Origin of the sequence: Lysinibacillus sp. FSL K6-4013 (assembly GCF_038630435.1) — a bacterium.
Taxonomy (GTDB): Bacteria; Bacillota; Bacilli; order Bacillales_A; family Planococcaceae; genus Lysinibacillus; species Lysinibacillus boronitolerans.
Genome location: NZ_CP152031.1, coordinates 2227989 through 2245927 on the forward strand (window position 1 = coordinate 2227989; position 17939 = coordinate 2245927).

The 17939-nt window shown below is 38.9% G+C and carries 21 protein-coding genes; 15 read left to right on the forward strand and 6 right to left on the reverse strand.

The genetic code is table 11. The annotated features are described in order from the left end of the window. The first annotated feature begins 269 nt into the window (after positions 1 to 269). Genes MHB39_RS11020 through msrB form a run of 4 tightly spaced genes read left to right on the forward strand, consistent with a single transcriptional unit; the run spans position 270 to position 2752 of the window. Positions 270 to 1199 (forward strand): GDSL-type esterase/lipase family protein, encoded by a 930-nt coding sequence (locus tag MHB39_RS11020; RefSeq protein ID WP_339280914.1) that lies wholly within the window; start codon positions 270 to 272, stop codon positions 1197 to 1199. Positions 1200 to 1203: 4 nt separating this feature from the next. Next, positions 1204 to 1785 carry a YpmS family protein gene (locus MHB39_RS11025; protein WP_036080601.1) on the forward strand — a complete coding sequence of 194 codons (582 nt, stop codon included), beginning with the start codon at positions 1204 to 1206 and terminating at the stop codon, positions 1783 to 1785. 12 nt (positions 1786 to 1797) lie between these two features. Next, on the forward strand, positions 1798 to 2331 hold the full coding sequence (gene msrA / locus MHB39_RS11030; RefSeq protein WP_016993318.1) for a peptide-methionine (S)-S-oxide reductase MsrA: 534 nt from the start codon (positions 1798 to 1800) through the stop codon (positions 2329 to 2331). Further along, positions 2324 to 2752, forward strand: coding sequence for a peptide-methionine (R)-S-oxide reductase MsrB (msrB, locus tag MHB39_RS11035; protein ID WP_036080598.1), 429 nt, complete (start codon positions 2324 to 2326; stop codon positions 2750 to 2752). Before msrA ends, msrB begins: the two co-directional genes overlap by 8 nt. A gap of 1303 nt (positions 2753 to 4055) precedes the next feature. Here the strand turns inward: msrB and MHB39_RS11040 are convergent. Further along, positions 4056 to 5897, reverse strand: a complete 1842-nt coding sequence (locus MHB39_RS11040; RefSeq protein ID WP_312125464.1) for a methyl-accepting chemotaxis protein — start codon at positions 5895 to 5897, stop codon at positions 4056 to 4058. Between the two features lie 248 nt (positions 5898 to 6145). Between MHB39_RS11040 and MHB39_RS11045 the strand changes: the two genes are divergently transcribed. Next, on the forward strand, positions 6146 to 6364 hold the full coding sequence (locus MHB39_RS11045; RefSeq protein ID WP_016995579.1) for a YozE family protein: 219 nt from the start codon (positions 6146 to 6148) through the stop codon (positions 6362 to 6364). A gap of 111 nt (positions 6365 to 6475) precedes the next feature. Then, positions 6476 to 7183, forward strand: coding sequence for a purine-nucleoside phosphorylase (gene deoD / locus MHB39_RS11050; protein ID WP_004230212.1), 708 nt, complete (start codon positions 6476 to 6478; stop codon positions 7181 to 7183). A gap of 107 nt (positions 7184 to 7290) precedes the next feature. Here deoD and MHB39_RS11055 read toward each other — a convergent pair whose 3' ends face one another. After that, positions 7291 to 8325 (reverse strand): beta-propeller fold lactonase family protein, encoded by a 1035-nt coding sequence (locus tag MHB39_RS11055; RefSeq protein ID WP_342546745.1) that lies wholly within the window; start codon positions 8323 to 8325, stop codon positions 7291 to 7293. A gap of 471 nt (positions 8326 to 8796) precedes the next feature. Between MHB39_RS11055 and MHB39_RS11060 the strand changes: the two genes are divergently transcribed. From MHB39_RS11060 to MHB39_RS11075, 4 genes are all read left to right on the forward strand, one after another. Beyond that, positions 8797 to 9171, forward strand: a complete 375-nt coding sequence (locus MHB39_RS11060) for a hypothetical protein (protein WP_342546747.1) — start codon at positions 8797 to 8799, stop codon at positions 9169 to 9171. Positions 9172 to 9179: 8 nt separating this feature from the next. Next, the gene (locus MHB39_RS11065; protein ID WP_342546748.1) at positions 9180 to 9683 is read left to right on the forward strand and encodes an NUDIX domain-containing protein; all 504 of its coding nucleotides are present in this window, start codon (positions 9180 to 9182) and stop codon (positions 9681 to 9683) included. 69 nt (positions 9684 to 9752) lie between these two features. Further along, complete coding sequence (locus MHB39_RS11070) at positions 9753 to 10307, forward strand: hypothetical protein (RefSeq protein ID WP_342546749.1); 555 nt, start codon at positions 9753 to 9755, stop codon at positions 10305 to 10307. A gap of 232 nt (positions 10308 to 10539) precedes the next feature. Continuing rightward, complete coding sequence (locus MHB39_RS11075; protein WP_016995566.1) at positions 10540 to 11121, forward strand: hypothetical protein; 582 nt, start codon at positions 10540 to 10542, stop codon at positions 11119 to 11121. 239 nt (positions 11122 to 11360) lie between these two features. Here MHB39_RS11075 and MHB39_RS11080 read toward each other — a convergent pair whose 3' ends face one another. Beyond that, positions 11361 to 11618 (reverse strand): hypothetical protein, encoded by a 258-nt coding sequence (locus MHB39_RS11080; RefSeq protein ID WP_342546750.1) that lies wholly within the window; start codon positions 11616 to 11618, stop codon positions 11361 to 11363. A 159-nt stretch (positions 11619 to 11777) separates the two neighbouring features. On the opposite strand from MHB39_RS11080, the gene MHB39_RS11085 reads away from it, so the two are divergent. The 3 genes from MHB39_RS11085 to MHB39_RS11095 all read left to right on the forward strand — a co-directional run bounded on the left by MHB39_RS11085 (position 11778) and on the right by MHB39_RS11095 (position 14547). Continuing rightward, positions 11778 to 12191, forward strand: coding sequence for a GNAT family N-acetyltransferase (locus MHB39_RS11085; protein ID WP_036078918.1), 414 nt, complete (start codon positions 11778 to 11780; stop codon positions 12189 to 12191). A 111-nt stretch (positions 12192 to 12302) separates the two neighbouring features. Then, positions 12303 to 12962, forward strand: a complete 660-nt coding sequence (locus tag MHB39_RS11090) for a DUF2306 domain-containing protein (RefSeq protein ID WP_342546751.1) — start codon at positions 12303 to 12305, stop codon at positions 12960 to 12962. Between the two features lie 802 nt (positions 12963 to 13764). Beyond that, entirely contained in the window at positions 13765 to 14547 is a 783-nt protein-coding gene (locus MHB39_RS11095) for a collagen-like protein (RefSeq protein WP_342546753.1), read from the forward strand. A gap of 411 nt (positions 14548 to 14958) precedes the next feature. Here MHB39_RS11095 and MHB39_RS11100 read toward each other — a convergent pair whose 3' ends face one another. Beyond that, positions 14959 to 15636, reverse strand: a complete 678-nt coding sequence (locus MHB39_RS11100; RefSeq protein WP_128568322.1) for a hypothetical protein — start codon at positions 15634 to 15636, stop codon at positions 14959 to 14961. 135 nt (positions 15637 to 15771) lie between these two features. Between MHB39_RS11100 and MHB39_RS11105 the strand changes: the two genes are divergently transcribed. Continuing rightward, positions 15772 to 16257, forward strand: coding sequence for a hypothetical protein (locus MHB39_RS11105; RefSeq protein ID WP_342546754.1), 486 nt, complete (start codon positions 15772 to 15774; stop codon positions 16255 to 16257). A gap of 8 nt (positions 16258 to 16265) precedes the next feature. Here MHB39_RS11105 and MHB39_RS11110 read toward each other — a convergent pair whose 3' ends face one another. Beyond that, complete coding sequence (locus tag MHB39_RS11110) at positions 16266 to 16463, reverse strand: hypothetical protein (RefSeq protein WP_009371305.1); 198 nt, start codon at positions 16461 to 16463, stop codon at positions 16266 to 16268. A gap of 413 nt (positions 16464 to 16876) precedes the next feature. Next, the gene (locus MHB39_RS11115) at positions 16877 to 17182 is read right to left on the reverse strand and encodes a hypothetical protein (RefSeq protein WP_036078924.1); all 306 of its coding nucleotides are present in this window, start codon (positions 17180 to 17182) and stop codon (positions 16877 to 16879) included. Positions 17183 to 17408: 226 nt separating this feature from the next. Between MHB39_RS11115 and MHB39_RS11120 the strand changes: the two genes are divergently transcribed. After that, complete coding sequence (locus MHB39_RS11120; RefSeq protein WP_342546755.1) at positions 17409 to 17933, forward strand: GNAT family N-acetyltransferase; 525 nt, start codon at positions 17409 to 17411, stop codon at positions 17931 to 17933. Positions 17934 to 17939 lie beyond the last annotated feature (6 nt).

The window sequence follows — 17939 nt, forward strand, 5'->3', positions numbered from 1 at the left end:
ACCATTAAGTATGAGCTTCTTCAAATAAATAGTGAGCGTTTTGTCAGCAAGTAAGAGCAGCTTCAATCAAATAGTGATGCTTTACCACCAAAAATAATCAGAAATCCTCTAATTATCATCACTTCTGCATAAAACCATACATTCATCAAAAATTTGTGAAGAAATTTGGCAAGAGCACAAAATTATGGAGAACTAAGGGTAAGTCACTTTTCATTGAAGCATGAACTATTCTATAATAGAAGTAATAGAAAGGGATGGAAGGTGGTCAAATGGACATTTGGCGATTTATGTTGTCATGTTTGACCGTCTTAGTACTAAGTGGTTGTGCAATATCAATCGATGAACCGAATCCGCAAGCAGAGCCAGAAGGTGAGCAAGCAGGAACGGAGCAAGATATGCCGCAGGATGAGCAACAAACAGAAGATGAGGAAAAAGCATCTAAGAATATGTTGACGCAAATTTTTGAACATTTTTTTGAGCCATCAGCAGAGGATTTATCGCAAATTGATGAAGAACAAGCAAAGCAACTACATTACTTGGCACTGGGAGATTCGTTGACAGATGGTGTCGGTGATGAGTATAGTCAAGACGGTTATGTTGGAAGATTAGCAGATTCATTGCTCGCATGGCCTTCGATTTCAGATGTAGAGGTCGATAATCGGGGCAAACGTGGTAGACGCAGCGATCAGCTACTAAAATTAGTGAAAAAAGGGCATTATGATGAAGAGCTGCAGGAAGCACAGTTAATTTCCTTAACAATGGGTGGCAATGATGTCATGAAGGTCGTCAGGCAGGATTTATTTAACCTGAAGCGTGATGCTTTTGATAAGGAACTGCTGGCTTATAAAGAACGTTACAGCAAAATCGTAGAAGGCATTCGCGCAAAAAATCCGACAGTGCCCTTATTACTCATTGGTTTTTATAATCCATTTTCAATTGTGACCAATGAGGCGAATGAATTTGATACCATTATCACAGAATGGAATAATGTGATTGAGGATGTAGCCAGCAAGGATTCCAATGCTTGTTACGTATCAGTAGAAGATTTGTTTGATTCCAATGAAGAGCTCGTCTATCATACAGACTTTTTCCACCCAAATGCAAAGGGGTATGAAAAAATGACAGAGCGTATACTTGCAGCAATGGAGCAGTGTGGTATGGAAAAAAAGATTAAAAAGGCAATAGGCTTCGAGGAGTGACAAAATGAATAAATGGAAAGTCGCGTTTTTCGCCTTAGCGGGCACAGTGCTTTTTGCAATCCTCCTCGTCGTTTTTTTAGCAACTAGACCAGTGGATGGCGGCCATGTTGCGAAGAGTTCAGCAGGTGAAAGTGAAAGCAAAGGAAATGTACTCGTGGTACAAACCACAACAAAGGAATTAGAATCGATATCAAAAAAATACTTAAAGGATGCAGCGAAAGGCTCGCCTTTACCACTTGATTTCACAATTGGGGATGATATTCAATTACGTAGCACACTCACGGTATTTTATACGGAAATCCCCATTTCCATGAATTTTGACCCCATTGTGGATGACAAGGGGAATATTATTTTAAAACAGACGGGCATGAATGTAGGTTTATTAAACATTCCACCGGAGACGACGATGAAAATCATGCGCGATTCGGTGGAATTTCCCTCATGGATTACCGTGAATCCGAATAAAGCCGAAATTTATATTGATTTATCGCGCATTAACATTGCTTCTGGATCACGTGTACGTGCTAAAGAGTTGGACTTACCAAAGGATAAAATTTTATTGGAAATTATTGTTCCTGGTGAATAAGGAGTGAAATGAATGGCAAAGCAATATGCAACATTTGCGGGAGGCTGTTTTTGGTGTATGGTCAAGCCCTTTGACGAAACACCAGGCATTGATTCTGTGATTTCAGGCTATACAGGTGGACATGTTGTGAATCCTACCTATGAACAGGTTTGCTCGGAAACAACAGGGCATGTAGAAGCTGTACAAATTACTTTTGATGATGAATTATATAGCTACGAGCAGCTACTTGCGATTTACTGGACATTGATTGACCCAACAGATGCAGGGGGACAATTTTATGACCGTGGAGAATCCTACACAACGGCCATTTTTTATCATGACGAAGAACAGCGTGAGCTTGCTGAACGTTCAAAGGCGGATTTACAAGCATCTGGCAAGTTTGATAAACCAATTATGGTAAAAATCTTACCAGCCACTACGTTTTATCCGGCTGAGGATTATCATCAGCAGTATTATAAGAAAAATCCAATGCACTATGAGCGCTATTCGATTGGATCAGGTCGTCGAGCGTTTCAGGAGCAACACTGGGGGAACAAACATGAATAAAGAACAACGTTTAAAAGAATTAACAGAGATGCAATACTATGTGACACAGGAAAATGGCACAGAGCCACCATTCCGTAATGAGTACGATGACCATTTTGCAGAAGGCATCTACGTAGATATTGTTTCTGGCAAGCCTTTATTTAGCTCACTCGATAAATACAACTCTGGCTGTGGCTGGCCAGCCTTCACAAAGCCGATTGAAAAAGAACAGGTAACTGAGCATTTCGATACATCTCACGGTATGCGTCGTGTGGAGGTACGCAGCAAAGAAGCGGATTCGCATCTAGGACATGTCTTCCCAGACGGCCCAAGTGAGCAAGGCGGCTTACGCTACTGCATCAACTCAGCAGCGCTTCGATTTATCGCAAAAGAGGATTTAGAAAAAGAAGGCTATGGCGAATACCTAGCACTATTTAAATAGTGCTAGGTTTTTTTGTGGTTATGAGACACAGCAGATTAGAAGGATAGAAATCTGAAAGTGGAGGATAAACCAGAAAAAGTAGCGGATAGAATGCTCAAATTGGGGGATAGCCCCGCAAATTAGAGGGATAGCCCTCTAATAATTGGATAGAAATCTGAAAGTGGAGGATAAAATTGAAAAAGTAGCGGATAGAATGCTCAAAGTGGAGGATAGCCCTCAAATAATTGGATAGAAATCCGAAAGAGGAGGATAAACCAGAAAAAGTAGCGGATAGAATGCTCAAAGTGAAGGATAGCCCCTCAAATTAGAGGGATAGCCCCGCAAATTAGGGGGATAGCCCTCAATTAATTGAATAGAAATCTGAAAGTGAAGGATAAACCAGAAAAAGTAGCGGATAGAATGTTCAAAGTGAAGGATAGCCCCGCAAATTATGGGGATAGCCCTTAAATAATTGGATAGAAATCTGAAAGTGGAGGATAAAATTGAAAAAGTAGCGGATAGAATGCTCAAAGTGAAGGATAGCCCCGCAAATTAGAGGGATAGCCCTTAAATAATTGGATAGAAATCTGAAAGTGAAGGATAAACCAGAAAAAGTAGCGGATAGAATGCTTAAAGTGAAGGATAGCCCCTCAAATTAGAGGGATAGCCCTCAAATAATTGGATAGAAATCTGAAAGTGGAGGATAAACCAGAAAAAGTAGCGGATAGAATGCTCAAAGTGGAGGAAAGCCCCGCAAATTAGAGGGATAGCCCTCAAATAATTGGATAGAATGCTGAAAGTGGAGGATAAACCAGAAAAAGTAGCGGATAGAATGCTCAAAGTGAAGGATAGCCCCGCAAATTAGAGGGATAGCCCTCAAATAATTGGATAGAAATCTGAAAGTGAAGGATAAACCAGAAAAAGTAGCGGATAGAATGCTCAAAGTGAAGGATAGCCCCTCAAATTAGAGGGATAGCCCTCAAATAATTGGATAGAAATCTGAAAGTGGAGGATAAAATTGAAAAAGTAGCGGATAGAATGCTCAAAGTGAAGGATAGCCCCGTAAATTAGGGGGAAAGCCCTCAAATAATTGGATAGAAATCCGAAAGTGGAGGATAAACCAGAAAAAGTAGCGGATAGAATGCTCAAAGTGAAGGATAGCCCCTCAAATTAGGGGGATAGCCCTCAAATAATTGGATAGAAATCTGAAAGTGGAGGATAAACCAGAAAAAGTAGCGGATAGAATGCTCAAAGTGAAGGAAAGCCCCGCAAAGTCAAGGGAGAACCAATAAAAAATTGGTTCTCCCTCTGCCGTTCAATTTGCTTAAACTTTAAATTCGCTCACGAGGTTGCGTAGGCTATCTGCTTGTTGGGCAAGCTCAGTGGCTGCGGCGTTGATTTCCTGCATGGATGCGGAGCCTTGTGTGGCTGCTGCCGCAGATGTCACGGTGTTAGCCGCAGATTGTTCTGCGTAGGCATTGACATGAATGAAGTCACTTGCCACTGCATTGCTATTTTCAAGCGTTGTCGCAATTTTATCCACCATGGCTGCAATGATTGATGTTGTTTCCTCGGTATGCGATAAAATGTTGGCTAAGGATTGATTTGTTTCATTTGTCACTTCAACGCCTCGGATAACGGTTGTCACACCTTCGTGATTTTGGGCAATGATAGATGTGACCTCATCTTGGATGGATGTGACAATCGATGTAACCTCTTTCGCTGCACTTTGGGATTGCTCTGCCAGTTTGCGAACCTCATCAGCTACGACCGCAAAGCCTCGTCCATGCTCGCCAGCTCGTGCCGCTTCAATCGCCGCATTTAAAGCGAGGAGATTCGTTTGCTCAGAAATGGCCGTGATCGTGCCAATAATGGACGTAATATCCGCAGATTTACGACCCAACGCCTCTACAGTGGATGTTGTAGAAGCCATTGTTTCTTCAATAGATTGCATCACAAGTGATGATTGTTCCACAGAGCGGCTACCTTCATCGGCTGCTTGCTGCATGGCGATAGAGGCACGATGGACAGCACTCGCTTGCTCATTTAATTGATGCATTGAATGCTCTAAGTCGCTCATTTTTTGCTGCGCACTATTCATACTGGAAATCGTATTGTCACTATCACTCGCAATATCCGCTGTCGCATCCGCAATATCCTGAATTGTACGCGCATTTTCATCTGCTAATGACATTAGCTCCTGACTACTGCTTGATACATGATCCGCCAATTCACTCACCCGTCGAATTAAGTTAGAAATCGACTCAATTAACGTATTCGTCGAGGCTGCAATAATAGAAAATTCATCACGATTACGCACATTTACACGTCTTGTCAAATCGCCTCCAGCTTGCGCAATATCAAGGATAGAGTCATTAATCGCCTGTGTATTACGTTTTAATGATTTAAATAGCATAAAGCCAAAAATTACAATCGCTAAAAAACCGACGATGGAAACGAGAAAGAATGTAGTGATAGAAAGGTTTACCTGCTGGTTAAGCTTGTCTAATTTTGTTTTATTGGCATCGTCCATGACAGTATTGATGGTCTCAATGTTTTGATCGATATGGGTTTTCATAGTTTCCCCAGTAGCACCCATCATCAGCTTACGTGCCTGCTCAAGACCAAGTTCATCACGCATTGTCATGACTTTATCTGAATAATCAAGGTAATTTTTATAATATTGCTCGATTGCCTGCATATGACCGAGTTCTACTTGTCGATCTTGAAATTGATCTTTTAAAGCAGCCAGCTTTTTATTAATGGTATCAATTTTTAAATGATAGGAAGTAGAATAAATGCCGTTACCTGTAATTAAATACGATTGCTCTAAATTGGTCAGTCTAGCAATTTCATAGGCAAGTTGATTCACCGTTAGTTGCTCCTGCACATTTTTCTTTGTAAAGTCTTCCATTTGCTGCTGCAAGTTCTGTATATTGACATAGGACAATATACCCATTATACCGTTAATTACAATAAGAAGTGCAAACATAATAAGCACTTTACCCCGAATTAAATGGTAAAAACGTTGTCGTTTTTCTTTAATAGGAGGGGGATTTTTCCCAGTTTCCCCTTGTGTAGAAGCTTTCCTCTTCTTAAAAAAGCTAAAAGTAAAGAGAGACGGGCGTTTTTTCGCTGTATCATGAGTTTTTTTAGTCTTTTTCATCGCCATCACCTTCCTATTTTTTTAAATAATCGATTTCAATTTTATCTTATTTTACTAGATTTTTCTATCTTTATTTCTAATAATTAAAATTTTTCAGATAAAATAGCTATGACAAAAGTCAGGATAGACCGTGAAGATAGTTCTAAAATCATAAGTGGGTACAATATAGTAGTAGTGGAAATTATGACGAATGCTAATTTTTTTGATACACTAGCGAAAAGCCAATGCATAAAAGGGGAAATTGTTTGATGAAGAAAAGTTTTTATTTATACGTCCTAACCTATCGAGGTGGCGATTGGTCCGACCCTAAAGTACGCTTTGCAGAGGAAGTGTTTCATGAGCATAATTTTCCAAAGCAGAGCACAGACTTTCATGAGTTGTCCGACTATATAGAAACCTATGCAACGGAAAACTTAACAATCCAGACCTTTGATTCTTTGTGGACACTTTATGAGGAACAAGCATAATTGTACGAAAACTATAAATAATTTTGCAGTTGCTAGACGTCTAGCATTGCGTAAATGACAGAAACACAGTATTATTTATAGTGATAACTGACAGAAAAGAGGGATTGCAGTATGAGTATTCATATTAATGCAAAAAAAGGTGAAATCGCTGACACAATTTTACTTCCAGGAGATCCATTACGTGCAAAATACATTGCGGAAACATTTTTAGAAGATGTAACTTGCTATAACGAAGTACGTAATATGTTCGGATATACGGGTACGTATAAAGGAAAACGCATTTCTGTACAAGGAACTGGTATGGGTGTGCCATCTATTTCAATCTACGCAACAGAATTAATGCAAGAATATGATGTTCAAAAATTAATCCGTGTAGGTACTTGTGGTGCAATTCAAAAAGATGTAAAAGTGCGTGACGTGATTTTAGCGCAAGGAGCAACATCTGATACACGTATGAACCAAATCATTTGGGGTGGTGCTATCGATTTTGCACCAATCGCTGACTTTGATCTTTTATTAAAAGCATATAATGCAGGTAAAGATGCAGGTCTTAACTTACAAGTTGGGAATATCTTCACAGCAGATTTATTCTACTCAGATGAGCACCAAAACGAAAAATTAGCTCAATACGGTGTACTAGCTGTAGAAATGGAATCAGCAGCTCTTTACACATTAGCGGCAAAATTCGGCCGTAAAGCACTTGCTGTTCTAACAGTAAGTGACCACATCATTACAGGTGAAGTAACAACAGCTGAAGAACGTCAAACAACGTTCAATGACATGATTGTGGTAGCATTAGACGCAGCGATTCAAGACTAAGCTAACTTTAGACATATTTAATTTTATAATGAATGTAGGCAACCGACAAAAAAACCGACCATTTTTCTAAGATGGGTGGAAGTAGTCGGTTGCTTTTTTTGTGGGAATTATAGACAGATTGTTCCAGTTTCGATGCCAGTAGGCCCGTTAAATCCTAGGATTGTGGCAATTACCATGTTTGTTGCTATGTCGATGACAGACACCGTATTGTCTACTTGATTTGTTACATAGGCAAAAGTACCATCTGGCAAGATGGTTACTTGGTCTGGAGATGAACCTACAGGAATAGTTGCAATCACCGTATTGGTGGTTGTATTGATGACAGATACGGTATTATTGCCTTTATTCACAATGTAAACAAGCGTTCCATCAGGGGTAATCGCTGTTCCTACAGGTCCTGTACCAACAGGAATGGTAGCCACTACTGTATTGGTAGTGGTATTAATAACCGATACCGAATTGCTATTTTCATTTGTCACATAAGCAAATTGCCCGCTTGGAGTCAAAACAATGGATCTAGGACGAATTCCTACAGGGATTGTAGCAATCACCGTATTGGTTGCAGTATTGATAACCGATACTGAATTGGAATTCTCGTTGGCAACATAAGCAAACGCACCGTTTGGCGTAAAGGCAATACCTTGAGGTTGTAGCCCTACTGGAATAGTGGCTGTTACGGTATTGGTGGCTGTATTAATGACCGATATAGTGTTCGATCCGTGATTGGATACATAAGCAAGCGTTCCATTTGGCGAAATGGCAACACCAAGAGGGTTAACACCCACGGGAATGGTAGCGATTGGCAAGTTTGTGGCAGTGCTAAAAACCGTTACATTATCTGAGAAGAACGCTGGAACATAACCAAACGCACCATTAGGTGTAATCGCTACTTCTAGCGGAGCAGTCCCTACTGGAATGGTAGCGACGATTGTGTTTGTTGCGGTATCAATTACAGAAACTCTATTATCAGGCGTTGCTAGCTGCCCAGCATCTGTCACATAGACGAGATAATGGCAACTTGGTGGTATGGGTAAAAATGGGGGCTTACATTTACAACGACAACAAGGGCAACAACAGCGACAATGACAATTTGGATTTGACGTAAACTTGAATTTTTTTAAATATTTATGTTCTTTCCCCACACAGGACATCCTTTCAGTCATATATGGCTACTTTATGCGTAAAGAGCTAGGCATGTTGTACGTTTACCTAGCCATTCTCTTTTATCATGTTTTGGTAAAGTTCTAAACTTTTAAGTAAGGTTCTTCTAAAAAAAAAGCATAGGAGGCAGGAGGAATAATTGTTGACGTTGATGAAGTTTTCATAGACATTAAGACGGTAGGTAAAAGTTTGTATCGTATTGATTGATCTTATGATGTTAAATATATGGAAAGTTACCTTTAATCGGAATGATAACATGTTCTACAGTTTATTTACTTAATAAGGTAAAATGTGAAATGTATAGGTTTATGGTGGTATATTTTTGAAAAATAAGTATATGTGACATTTTAATACTTATTATCGTGTACGTATGACCGCTTCAAAATAGAAGCTCTCTTTTACAGATAGATTTCAGCAGCCGATTCTTAACCAGAGAAGGAGGAGTGTGAGCCTTGAAAAAAATAGGTTTACTACTAGTAGCTCTTTTCGTAGTAATTGGGGTCTTGATTGATAGCAATAAATTATTATATCCTCCTTTGCCAATCGATTCCCTTACACCAAAGGAAGCCATCCAAAAATTAAATGCATCCCCCGTTGATTTAGTGGCGCTCTCCAATGATAAGAATACAACTTGGTACCTTACAGCCATTTCAGCAAGGGGCATACAGAAGGTGGACGAGGACATTCAGCAAATGATGGCTAATGAAGGTTGGGCATTTCTTGAAAAAGAGGGGAGCGGGTTATTTTTCGAAAAAAATGGGGAACGTTCCATTGTGACAACGGAAATGTGGACGAAGCAGTATGTGCTTGTTCAAATTCAGAAATGAGGTACTCTATGGAAGTCTGGGATATTTACGATAAAAATCGCCAAAAAACAAATAAGCGTCATGTGCGAGGGACAGCATTAGCAGCTGAAGATTACCATATCGTTGTGCACGTATGGATTCGCAATAACAAGGGAGAATTCCTTTTAACAAAAAGACACCCCAATAAACATTATCCTCATTTATGGGAATGTCCGGGAGGCTCTATAATAACGGGTGAAAGCAGGTTGGACGGGGCTATTCGTGAGGTGGGAGAGGAAATAGGGATACCATTATTGAGGACCAATGGACAATTAGTAAAGAGTGAACGTCGTAATTGCTTCAATGATTTTTACGATTTGTGGTTATTTGACCAAAGCTTTGAAATTAGTGAGACCATCCTTCAAGAGGGGGAAGTGACAGCAGTTCGATGGGTCACAAAGCTAGAGCTTGAAAAAATGTTTCACGCGAATAAAGTAGTACCGACACTAGGCTACTTTACATCCATTATTAATGATAAGACTACGCAGTATTAGTGATCTGTGTCAGCATAATTATGATTCAGTAGGTTAATCTATACTTAAACAGGATAGAGGAGCGTTAATATGAACAAGCGTATTCTTATTGGACTAGCTTTATTTACGTCTTTTTTCCCTCTTAATTTCGTTTCTGCTAAGGACAGTGATTCGCCACAACCTCTTGAAGTGTTTCTTCCTGAAATCGGCTATAAAACAGTAGAGGTAGCCGTAAAAGAGTTCGAACACCACTATAATAAAGAGCTGAAGCTACCTCTAAGAGTACCGCCGATCAGCTTTACACATCATTTTGGTAGATTTAGTGATTTAGAAGGAGAAATGAATGATCAGCTGGAGGTGGTAATGATTAGTGATCAAATGCCACAAAATCATTTCAAAATCAAGGTTCGACCAGTTCAGCATAAAATGTCATTTGAAAAATATAAAACAGATGTATTTAAGTTGAAAAATGGCAGTGAGGCAGCCTATATTGAAAATCCACGAATTGGTTTTCATTTACTCGTGTTTGAAAGAGACAATTGGCAATATGTCTTTAGTATTGATCGAGATGTGGCAGATCAAGTAACGGCTGAAGTCTTGATTAATATTGCTAATTCAATTGATTATCCAAAGCAAAAGTATTAGCTCTTCTAATTTTTATTCTTGCCTTTCAGCTCTTCTCGTAATTTCTTTAGTTCCTCCGTTTGCTCCAAAATAGTATTGTTGACTCGTCTAATCGAATCATATATAGCAAAAATCCCCACAAAAATAAGAATGATAACTAATAATTCCATCTTGCACCTACTTTTTATTTTTACATTGATTGTAACAGGAATTTCCAAATGATTGAAGAATTAGTTAGGTGGAGGTGCTTGTTATGCAGAGATATGTTTATCATATGGTTCCAAGGGAAATGGTCGGTCAGGAGCTGATGCCACTGAATAGGTTAGGGGCAATGTATCCAGATTTATATGAACGCTATGCGAAAAAATATTTTGATCATCCAGAGAGACCGAAGCTATTAATGAAAGAAATCCCTCAACTGAATTGCTTGTGGAATGATGTTGTCCATTTTCTACCAATCCATCCTAGTCATCTCTATAAGGCATTAACAGAGCTAGATATTGAAACGAAAGAAAACCTAATGTTTTATCAAATTCCAATCCAAAAACTAGCAGCTAATCAAAATGCGATGTACTTGTATTCAAAGGAACGCTATAACGGGCCAGCAGGGGCAATTGCAGCAGAGGATATAATACTTCTGTCGTTACATGATTATAGAGAACTAGAACAGCTACCAGCAGCAACCATTGACTATTTCCAAACGGAAAAAGGAAAAGGGAAGAACTTTGGGCTTTTTTCATATATTCCGCATCTCTTCAGCTTAGGCAATGTCAATGTAGACGATGCGGAAATCATTACGTGGAATCAACTTATTCCTAGCATGAATACTAATTGAGGTGGGAAATGAAATAGGGTTTGCCTAAAAGGTTACCCTTTTTTTGATGCTATTTGAAGAGAATTAAACCAGTGTCGATGACCACAATAAGCAGTAATACAAAATAATGGGTAGGAAAACAATCGATAGCACATGATCCCTTACTTCTGATAAGAACGATAAACGCTTCATAGGAAATCATGCCAGCAGCAAAATTTCTGTTATCTTCAATGGATTATTCATCCTCCTGATCATTAGCTCTAATTCGTATTAGACTTTTGAAAAACGAGTTGAAGCAGATAGACAATCAATCGAATAATGAATAGATAGATAAAAGCTTCAATTAAGCTTGTTGAAAGTATCATTACATAACGACCGAAATCTTCTAATTCATGAAAAGTATATGTTTGTATGTGCCAATCAAAAAATAATGCTTTGTAACTCGTCCCCAAAAAGATAGGGATGAAAAGTAACCAATAAAAGCGTGGTAAACTAAATTTATAGCCTTTAGCCAGCAAGGTACACCCTCCCCATTTTTTAAGCCATCATAACATAAAAGAAAATATTTTGGTATATTATGGAGGTATTTAGTGATAATACGAATACGTTATTTACAATTATAGTAATTTAAAGGTATTATTAGTAAGTTGAGACGATGTCCAGAAAGGTAGAAGTCCATGAAAATGATCCATTCAAGCAAGATACATCCCGAAGTGAAAACATTATTATCCTATGCCACATCCGAAAAGAAAGTGGAGAAGGAATACTCATTGTACATTGCATGTCCAGAAAGAGTATTGTATGGCTATACCTTTGCACAAGACACTATCGGTTGTATAGGGATTGTTAAAAGAGAGGCAAACCAATGTGAAATTATACATATAGCCGTATCGCCTGCTTATCGTGGAAAAGGCATTGGACGTGAGATGATTCGGTATGTAGAAGAACATCATGCTTTTTCTTCCATTTATGCAGAAACAGATCAAGAAGCCGTACTCTTTTATAAAAATATTGGCTTTCATATTACGAGCTTAGGAGAAAAATACCCAGGGGTGGAGCGTTTTGCCTGTCTATTAAACTGCACTACCTAATCGTTGTACTGTCGATAATCGTCCACTTAGGTGCTTTTTACGCCCTGTTATTTGATTATATTAAAGGTAGTAAATTTGGATGATAGACTAGAATAGAAAGGAGCTATAAAAATGCAAAAGAGGTTGTGGTGGTGGATCGTATGTGGCTTGGCCTTGTTAATAGCGGGTTATTCGATTGTTCAATATTTACTATTCGATGCACGACAGGCGGGATTTGTTCAATTAAAGCTTATGCTTAGTGCAACATTGAATTCATTTTGGTATATCATGCTCTATCTACATATTGTATTCGGTGTATTAGCCCTCGTCATTGGTCCTTTTACGTTGTCATCAAAGTTACGAGAGAAAAATGTGAAACGCCATAGACTACTAGGCAATATCTATATGGTTAGTATTTTGTTTGGTGGCTTGGCAGGACTTTATTTAGCCCTAAACGCAACAGGGGGATGGGTGGCACAGCTAGGCTTTGCTTTATTATCTTTAGGGTGGCTCTTTACCATGTTTCAAGCGTTGGTCCAGATTAAAAAAAGAAATATCCAAGGCCATCAGAAATGGATGCTAAGAAATTATGCATTAACCTTTGCAGCTGTCACATTGCGAATCTGGCTACCATTGTTTACAGTATTATTTGGCTTTGATAATTTTGAGTATAGTTACGCCTCCATCGCTTGGCTATGCTGGGTGCCCAATTTTATCGTGATGGAATGGTATATCCAATATAAACTTACTAAAGTTGCAAATTACCGAGACATGACAAAAGCTAATGGATAGTTTTGAAACATATTCTGAGCATTAGGTTCTAAAGGAGCCTAATGCTCTTTTTATTTTAAGATTCATATTTATTTCATTCTAATATTCTAGGTGCATTCATTATCCTTACAATTATACCTTTGAATATGATGAAAAAGGACAGGAGGTGAAATCTCATTGAGGTTTAGTTACATCCGTAATTTTGATAATTTTAAATGTGATGCAAAATGTAATTATCCATTGAAATATAAATGTAATGAATTTGGTTGTAATGGATATCCCTATGTTTATGGAATTCAAGAACCAATAGGTGTAACAGGAGCAACAGGCGCTACTGGTCCTACAGGTGCCACAGGTCCCCCGGGAGCGCGGGGAGAACCTGGACCTCAAGGAGTAGCAGGAGTCACGGGTCCACAGGGAGAAATAGGTCCTCAAGGAATAGCAGGAATCACGGGAGCAACGGGTCCGCGGAGTAGCAGGAGCAACGGGTCCGCAGGGAGAAATAGGTCCCCAAGGAATAGCCGGAGTCACGGGTCCACAGGGAGAAGTAGGTCCTCAAGGAGTAGCAGGAGTCACGGGAGCAACGGGTCCGCAGGGAGAAATAGGTCCCCAAGGAATAGCCGGAGTCACGGGAGCAACGGGTCCGCAGGGAGAAATAGGTCCCCAAGGAATAGCCGGAGTCACAGGATCGACGGGTCCACAGGGAGCAACAGGTCCCCAAGGAATAGCAGGAGTCACGGGTCTGCAGGGGGCAACAGGAGCTCAGGGAATAACAGGAGGTACAGGGGCAACGGGAGCCCAAGGAATAACAGGAAGTACAGGATTGACAGGAGCCCAAGGAATAACAGGAAACACAGGAGCAACAGGAGCCCAAGGAATAACAGGAAACACAGGGGCAACAGGAGCCCAAGGTATGACAGGAAGCACAGGGGCGACAGGAGCCCAAGGTATGACAGGAAGTACAGGGGCGACAGGAGTCCGAGGAATAACAGGAAGCACAGGAACGACTGGGTTGCAGGGAGTAACAGGAGCCACTGGAATAACTGGGGCAACAGGAGAACGAGGTCTAGTAGGAATGACAGGGGCAACAGGAGCCCAAGGCGTAACGGGTAGCACAGGAGCGACTGGATTGCAGGGAGTAACAGGAGCCACTGGTGCCATAGGGACTACAGGTGTTACTGGATCAACGGGTCCAAGTGGTTCAGGTTTAATGGAAGTTTTTCTCTCTACAGATCAATCAGTTAGTAATAATGATTTTCTTGGTACTGGTAATTCTTCGGCTTCATTTGTTAGGAGTTCTATTGTTATTCCTGAAAATGCTATAATTAGAAGCTTAACTCTGAATATACGGGATCATGCTCTAAGCGCAGGTCAAACAGCTTCAGCACAAATATTTGTCAGTACAAATTGTGGTTTTACTAGCGTTGCTACAGGTATTATTGCGTCTGTGTCAGGACCAAATTCATCTACAACACTAAATTGTTGTGCAAAAGTGGTAGCAAATTACCCAATTACTAGTTGTACACTTCTCGCTGTACAAGTAAGTACAACTGGAGGAGCGTTTTCAAATGGTGTTTCAGCAACGATACTTTTTAATACAGTTTAATTATTCGATTTAAATTTTGGATTTTTGAGGGAAAGTTACAAGAGGATTAGGGGGAAAGCATCTTTACTTTAGCTTTATGCTCGTAAGGACATTTTAGCTAATAGGACATCTTCTATTAAAAAGTAGTTCTGATGGGGACATTTGTCACAGGGGAGGATATGGTAAAGTTCTAGTGTGCACTCATGAACTTTAAGCTGTTAAACGAAGATTTAACGAATCAACTGCTTTTGCTTCATGTAGAATTGAATGAAAGTGATGGTTATGGCTAGTGTGTCTGGATGAAGTACAACCGTGAATAAACGATACTGAAATACCATCATCAAAGTTGTCGTTCAAAGGGAGCATTTAAGATGATGAAAGGAATAGGGCTTGTCTGTAAAAAAGATTACAGACAAGCCTTGTTACTAGTTATTAAGTAATGCCACCATATATATTACAATAATATTCGACCTCAATTATATGAGGTGAGGATACACCATTATATGAATAGTAGCCACCGATCGTAATATTGTAAGCACTGCCCTGATCTTTAATGGAAGGGTCATATCCTGTTTGTGTCCAGTTACCCTCGCCCTGTTCAATTTTTGACGACAATGAATGCATAACCGAGAATAGCTGTCTTCCACCAGGCATATCCTTGCTTAGCTGGGTGTCAAATGAACCATCAACACGAATGATTGTTTGCTGTGACCCCATATGTAATTCAACGAATTTTGGTACTTTAACTGGAGAGAAAACTTCCTTATTATCGATCACGACATATGAAGTGTCTATTCTACCTTTTAACATGTCCTCAAAATCTTTTAATTCAAGCCAATAATCCGCTGAAAATGTTGTAATAGGATCTAGCTTTAAGCTTGTACCATACTTTTCATTTAGTTGATTGACAATAGCCAAATATTCTTTATAGTAATGTTCTTTCTGTGCCAGTGTTAAAACTAATGGAACAGGTGCTATGACAGATTCCTTTTCTATTATTTGTTCATCTACCGATGTAGATAGTGGTAAGGAGGCTTTTTCATCCTTATCACAGCCTGTCAGGAAGATGGCTCCTACTACAATGCTTGTCACCAAATACTTTTTCAACACCTTCACCTCCAAAAAATGAATAAAATCTATTATACCATACATAAATGTGTATATTTTTCATTTATCTGGTAAAAATATAGTTTCGTAGTATATTGTAAAGAGAACAACGATTAAGCAAGTGTAAGGGGCGGTATAGTGGCAATTTTAAAAGATGATTCGAGTCATCCTAGTTGTGAGGTAGAGCTAAATATTTTAATGGTGAACGAGGAAAGTGTAAAGTTTCGTATTGAATTTCGCTTTGGGCCAGCTTTCCCAGCGATAAATACGGAGATTTATTGTTTAAAAAGAGATTTCCTTCAATTATTAGAAGACATAACACACTTGGAGCCTGCTTATTTAAGTATGCTGGAGCCGCATGATCCTGGCCTATGCATCTATCATATCCCTCACTATGGTGAATATTTTTTTCCTGGATATGGTATCTTTCAAATTCCTAAAGAGGAGAGGGAGGAAGCAGAGCAACGTTATAAATTAGTATTTGTACTAGATGCTTATGAGAAGAATCATCATGGTGCAAGAGAATGTGGGCCTGCATTATGTATTATTGTGACGATGGAACAAATCCGAGTGTTCATTACCACTTTGCGAGAACAAGTAAAGAAATTCAAAAGTAAAAGGTGATACTACGGTCATTCATTCTCTTCTACAACGATGCTATAGGATAGGTTGAGACGATCACATACCCAATTTTTAAATAAATGATCAATTTGTTTTTTTATTTCATCGCTAGGTAATTGCTCATTAATCCCTAATTGTTCAAACGAAAATGTTTCCTGAATTTGATCGGTATATTTCGTATTAAAGGTAAACGTAATGAGTTTAGACACGTTGATTTTCCTCCGTTTTCTAGCGTGTACATTCATGGGCGAATTATTAGAAATTGAATGTCGTTGATATTTGTAAATAAACTTTTTTTCTTTGGTAAAAAGAATAGAAAATGCTGTCGGCTGAATTATCATTAATATAGACAGTGTAAGTAGCATAATTTTCTAGCAATTGCTTTAATTGTTGATTATTTGTTCGATGTTTCAGCTTTTGTTTCTTTTTCTAATTCAAAAGTGATTGCTGTTGTCATAAAATAGCATCGATTTCTTCAGGTGTAAGATCTCATTCTGAAATATTTTTTCCTCCTCTCCAATTCATTGTTTGTCAAAAGGCAACTTAACTAGTATAAAATTTATTAAGTATTTTTGTTAAAATTTAGTATAAACTTTTGTGCATGTAGGTGCAATTGTTACCATTAAGGAGCAGTGTTCTTCTGTTTTCTTCGTTTCTTTTGTTTATAGGTAAGATAAGAAGTTTTTAAGGAAGCATAACTCCCAATTGCTGCATAGCCATAAAACCAGCCCATGAATAGTCCAGCAAGAAGATTATGTCGGTGGCTGATGAAAATGGAAATGAGTAAGCCGATAATTAATGCAATGCTTGGAACCCAAAAAGGCTTTATATGACACATTTTCTTGATTAGCTGGGTAATAATCATAACAACAGGGACTGCAACGACGGCATCCCAAAAATTTGTATGTATTAGTGGAAAGTGTTCCATTCCGTTCACCTCTCATTACTATTTAGTACTTATTGTGGGCAAATAGGCCAATTTTATGCAGTCGTGTGTTGAGAACTCGTTGAAGGTTTGTTGAGAGAATCTCTAGATTGCTGTGGGAATCTTCATCCTTTTTATCAAAGTGGCATCAAATGGAAATAAAGATTGCAATAGTTAGTTGGCAAATGTAAAATTTGGATTAATAAATCCACGAGATAAGAGGTATACGATGTTTCCAATATTACATACTGAACGATTAGAATTAAGAGAATTGACGAGTTCTGATGGACAAGCTCTCCTTGATTGCTTTTCGAATCCTGAAGTTTTGCGCCATTATGGACAACAACCCTTAACGAGCTTAGTTCAAGTGCAGCAAATCATTCAAAATTTCGCAAACAATTTCGCCCTAAAACGGGGTATTAAATGGGGCATTGCATTAAAGGATCAAGAAGGAATTATTGGTACAATCGGCTTTCAAGAGTGGTCAATAGTGCATCGAAGAGCAGAAATCAGCTACGCACTTGTTCCTGAATATTGGGGCAAGGGCTATGCTCAAGAAGCTGTGAAACGAGCCATTTCCTATGGTTTTGAAGAGATGGATTTACTACGGATTGGCGCCATTGTATTTAAAGAAAATGAAGCTTCTAATCTACTATTGCAAAAAATGGGCTTCGACCAAGAAGGGCTATTAAAAAAATATATGCATCAAAACAATGTGCCACACGATACTTATATTTACTCGCTCATAAAATAAAATGTT

What these genes read in the sequence shown, in the direction of transcription:
- MHB39_RS11075 (WP_016995566.1), top strand. Translation starts at nt 10,540, where the DNA reads ATGCAGAGATATGTTTATCATATGGTTCCAAGGGAAATGGTCGGTCAG.
- MHB39_RS11065 (WP_342546748.1), top strand. Translation starts at nt 9,180, where the DNA reads ATGGAAGTCTGGGATATTTACGATAAAAATCGCCAAAAAACAAATAAG.
- MHB39_RS11020 (WP_339280914.1), top strand. Translation starts at nt 270, where the DNA reads ATGGACATTTGGCGATTTATGTTGTCATGTTTGACCGTCTTAGTACTA.
- msrA (WP_016993318.1), top strand. Translation starts at nt 1,798, where the DNA reads ATGGCAAAGCAATATGCAACATTTGCGGGAGGCTGTTTTTGGTGTATG.
- MHB39_RS11115 (WP_036078924.1), bottom strand. Translation starts at nt 17,182, where the DNA reads ATGGAACACTTTCCACTAATACATACAAATTTTTGGGATGCCGTCGTT.
- deoD (WP_004230212.1), top strand. Translation starts at nt 6,476, where the DNA reads ATGAGTATTCATATTAATGCAAAAAAAGGTGAAATCGCTGACACAATT.
- msrB (WP_036080598.1), top strand. Translation starts at nt 2,324, where the DNA reads ATGAATAAAGAACAACGTTTAAAAGAATTAACAGAGATGCAATACTAT.
- MHB39_RS11045 (WP_016995579.1), top strand. Translation starts at nt 6,146, where the DNA reads ATGAAGAAAAGTTTTTATTTATACGTCCTAACCTATCGAGGTGGCGAT.
- MHB39_RS11070 (WP_342546749.1), top strand. Translation starts at nt 9,753, where the DNA reads ATGAACAAGCGTATTCTTATTGGACTAGCTTTATTTACGTCTTTTTTC.
- MHB39_RS11120 (WP_342546755.1), top strand. Translation starts at nt 17,409, where the DNA reads ATGTTTCCAATATTACATACTGAACGATTAGAATTAAGAGAATTGACG.
- MHB39_RS11085 (WP_036078918.1), top strand. Translation starts at nt 11,778, where the DNA reads ATGAAAATGATCCATTCAAGCAAGATACATCCCGAAGTGAAAACATTA.
- MHB39_RS11090 (WP_342546751.1), top strand. Translation starts at nt 12,303, where the DNA reads ATGCAAAAGAGGTTGTGGTGGTGGATCGTATGTGGCTTGGCCTTGTTA.
- MHB39_RS11025 (WP_036080601.1), top strand. Translation starts at nt 1,204, where the DNA reads ATGAATAAATGGAAAGTCGCGTTTTTCGCCTTAGCGGGCACAGTGCTT.
- MHB39_RS11040 (WP_312125464.1), bottom strand. Translation starts at nt 5,897, where the DNA reads ATGAAAAAGACTAAAAAAACTCATGATACAGCGAAAAAACGCCCGTCT.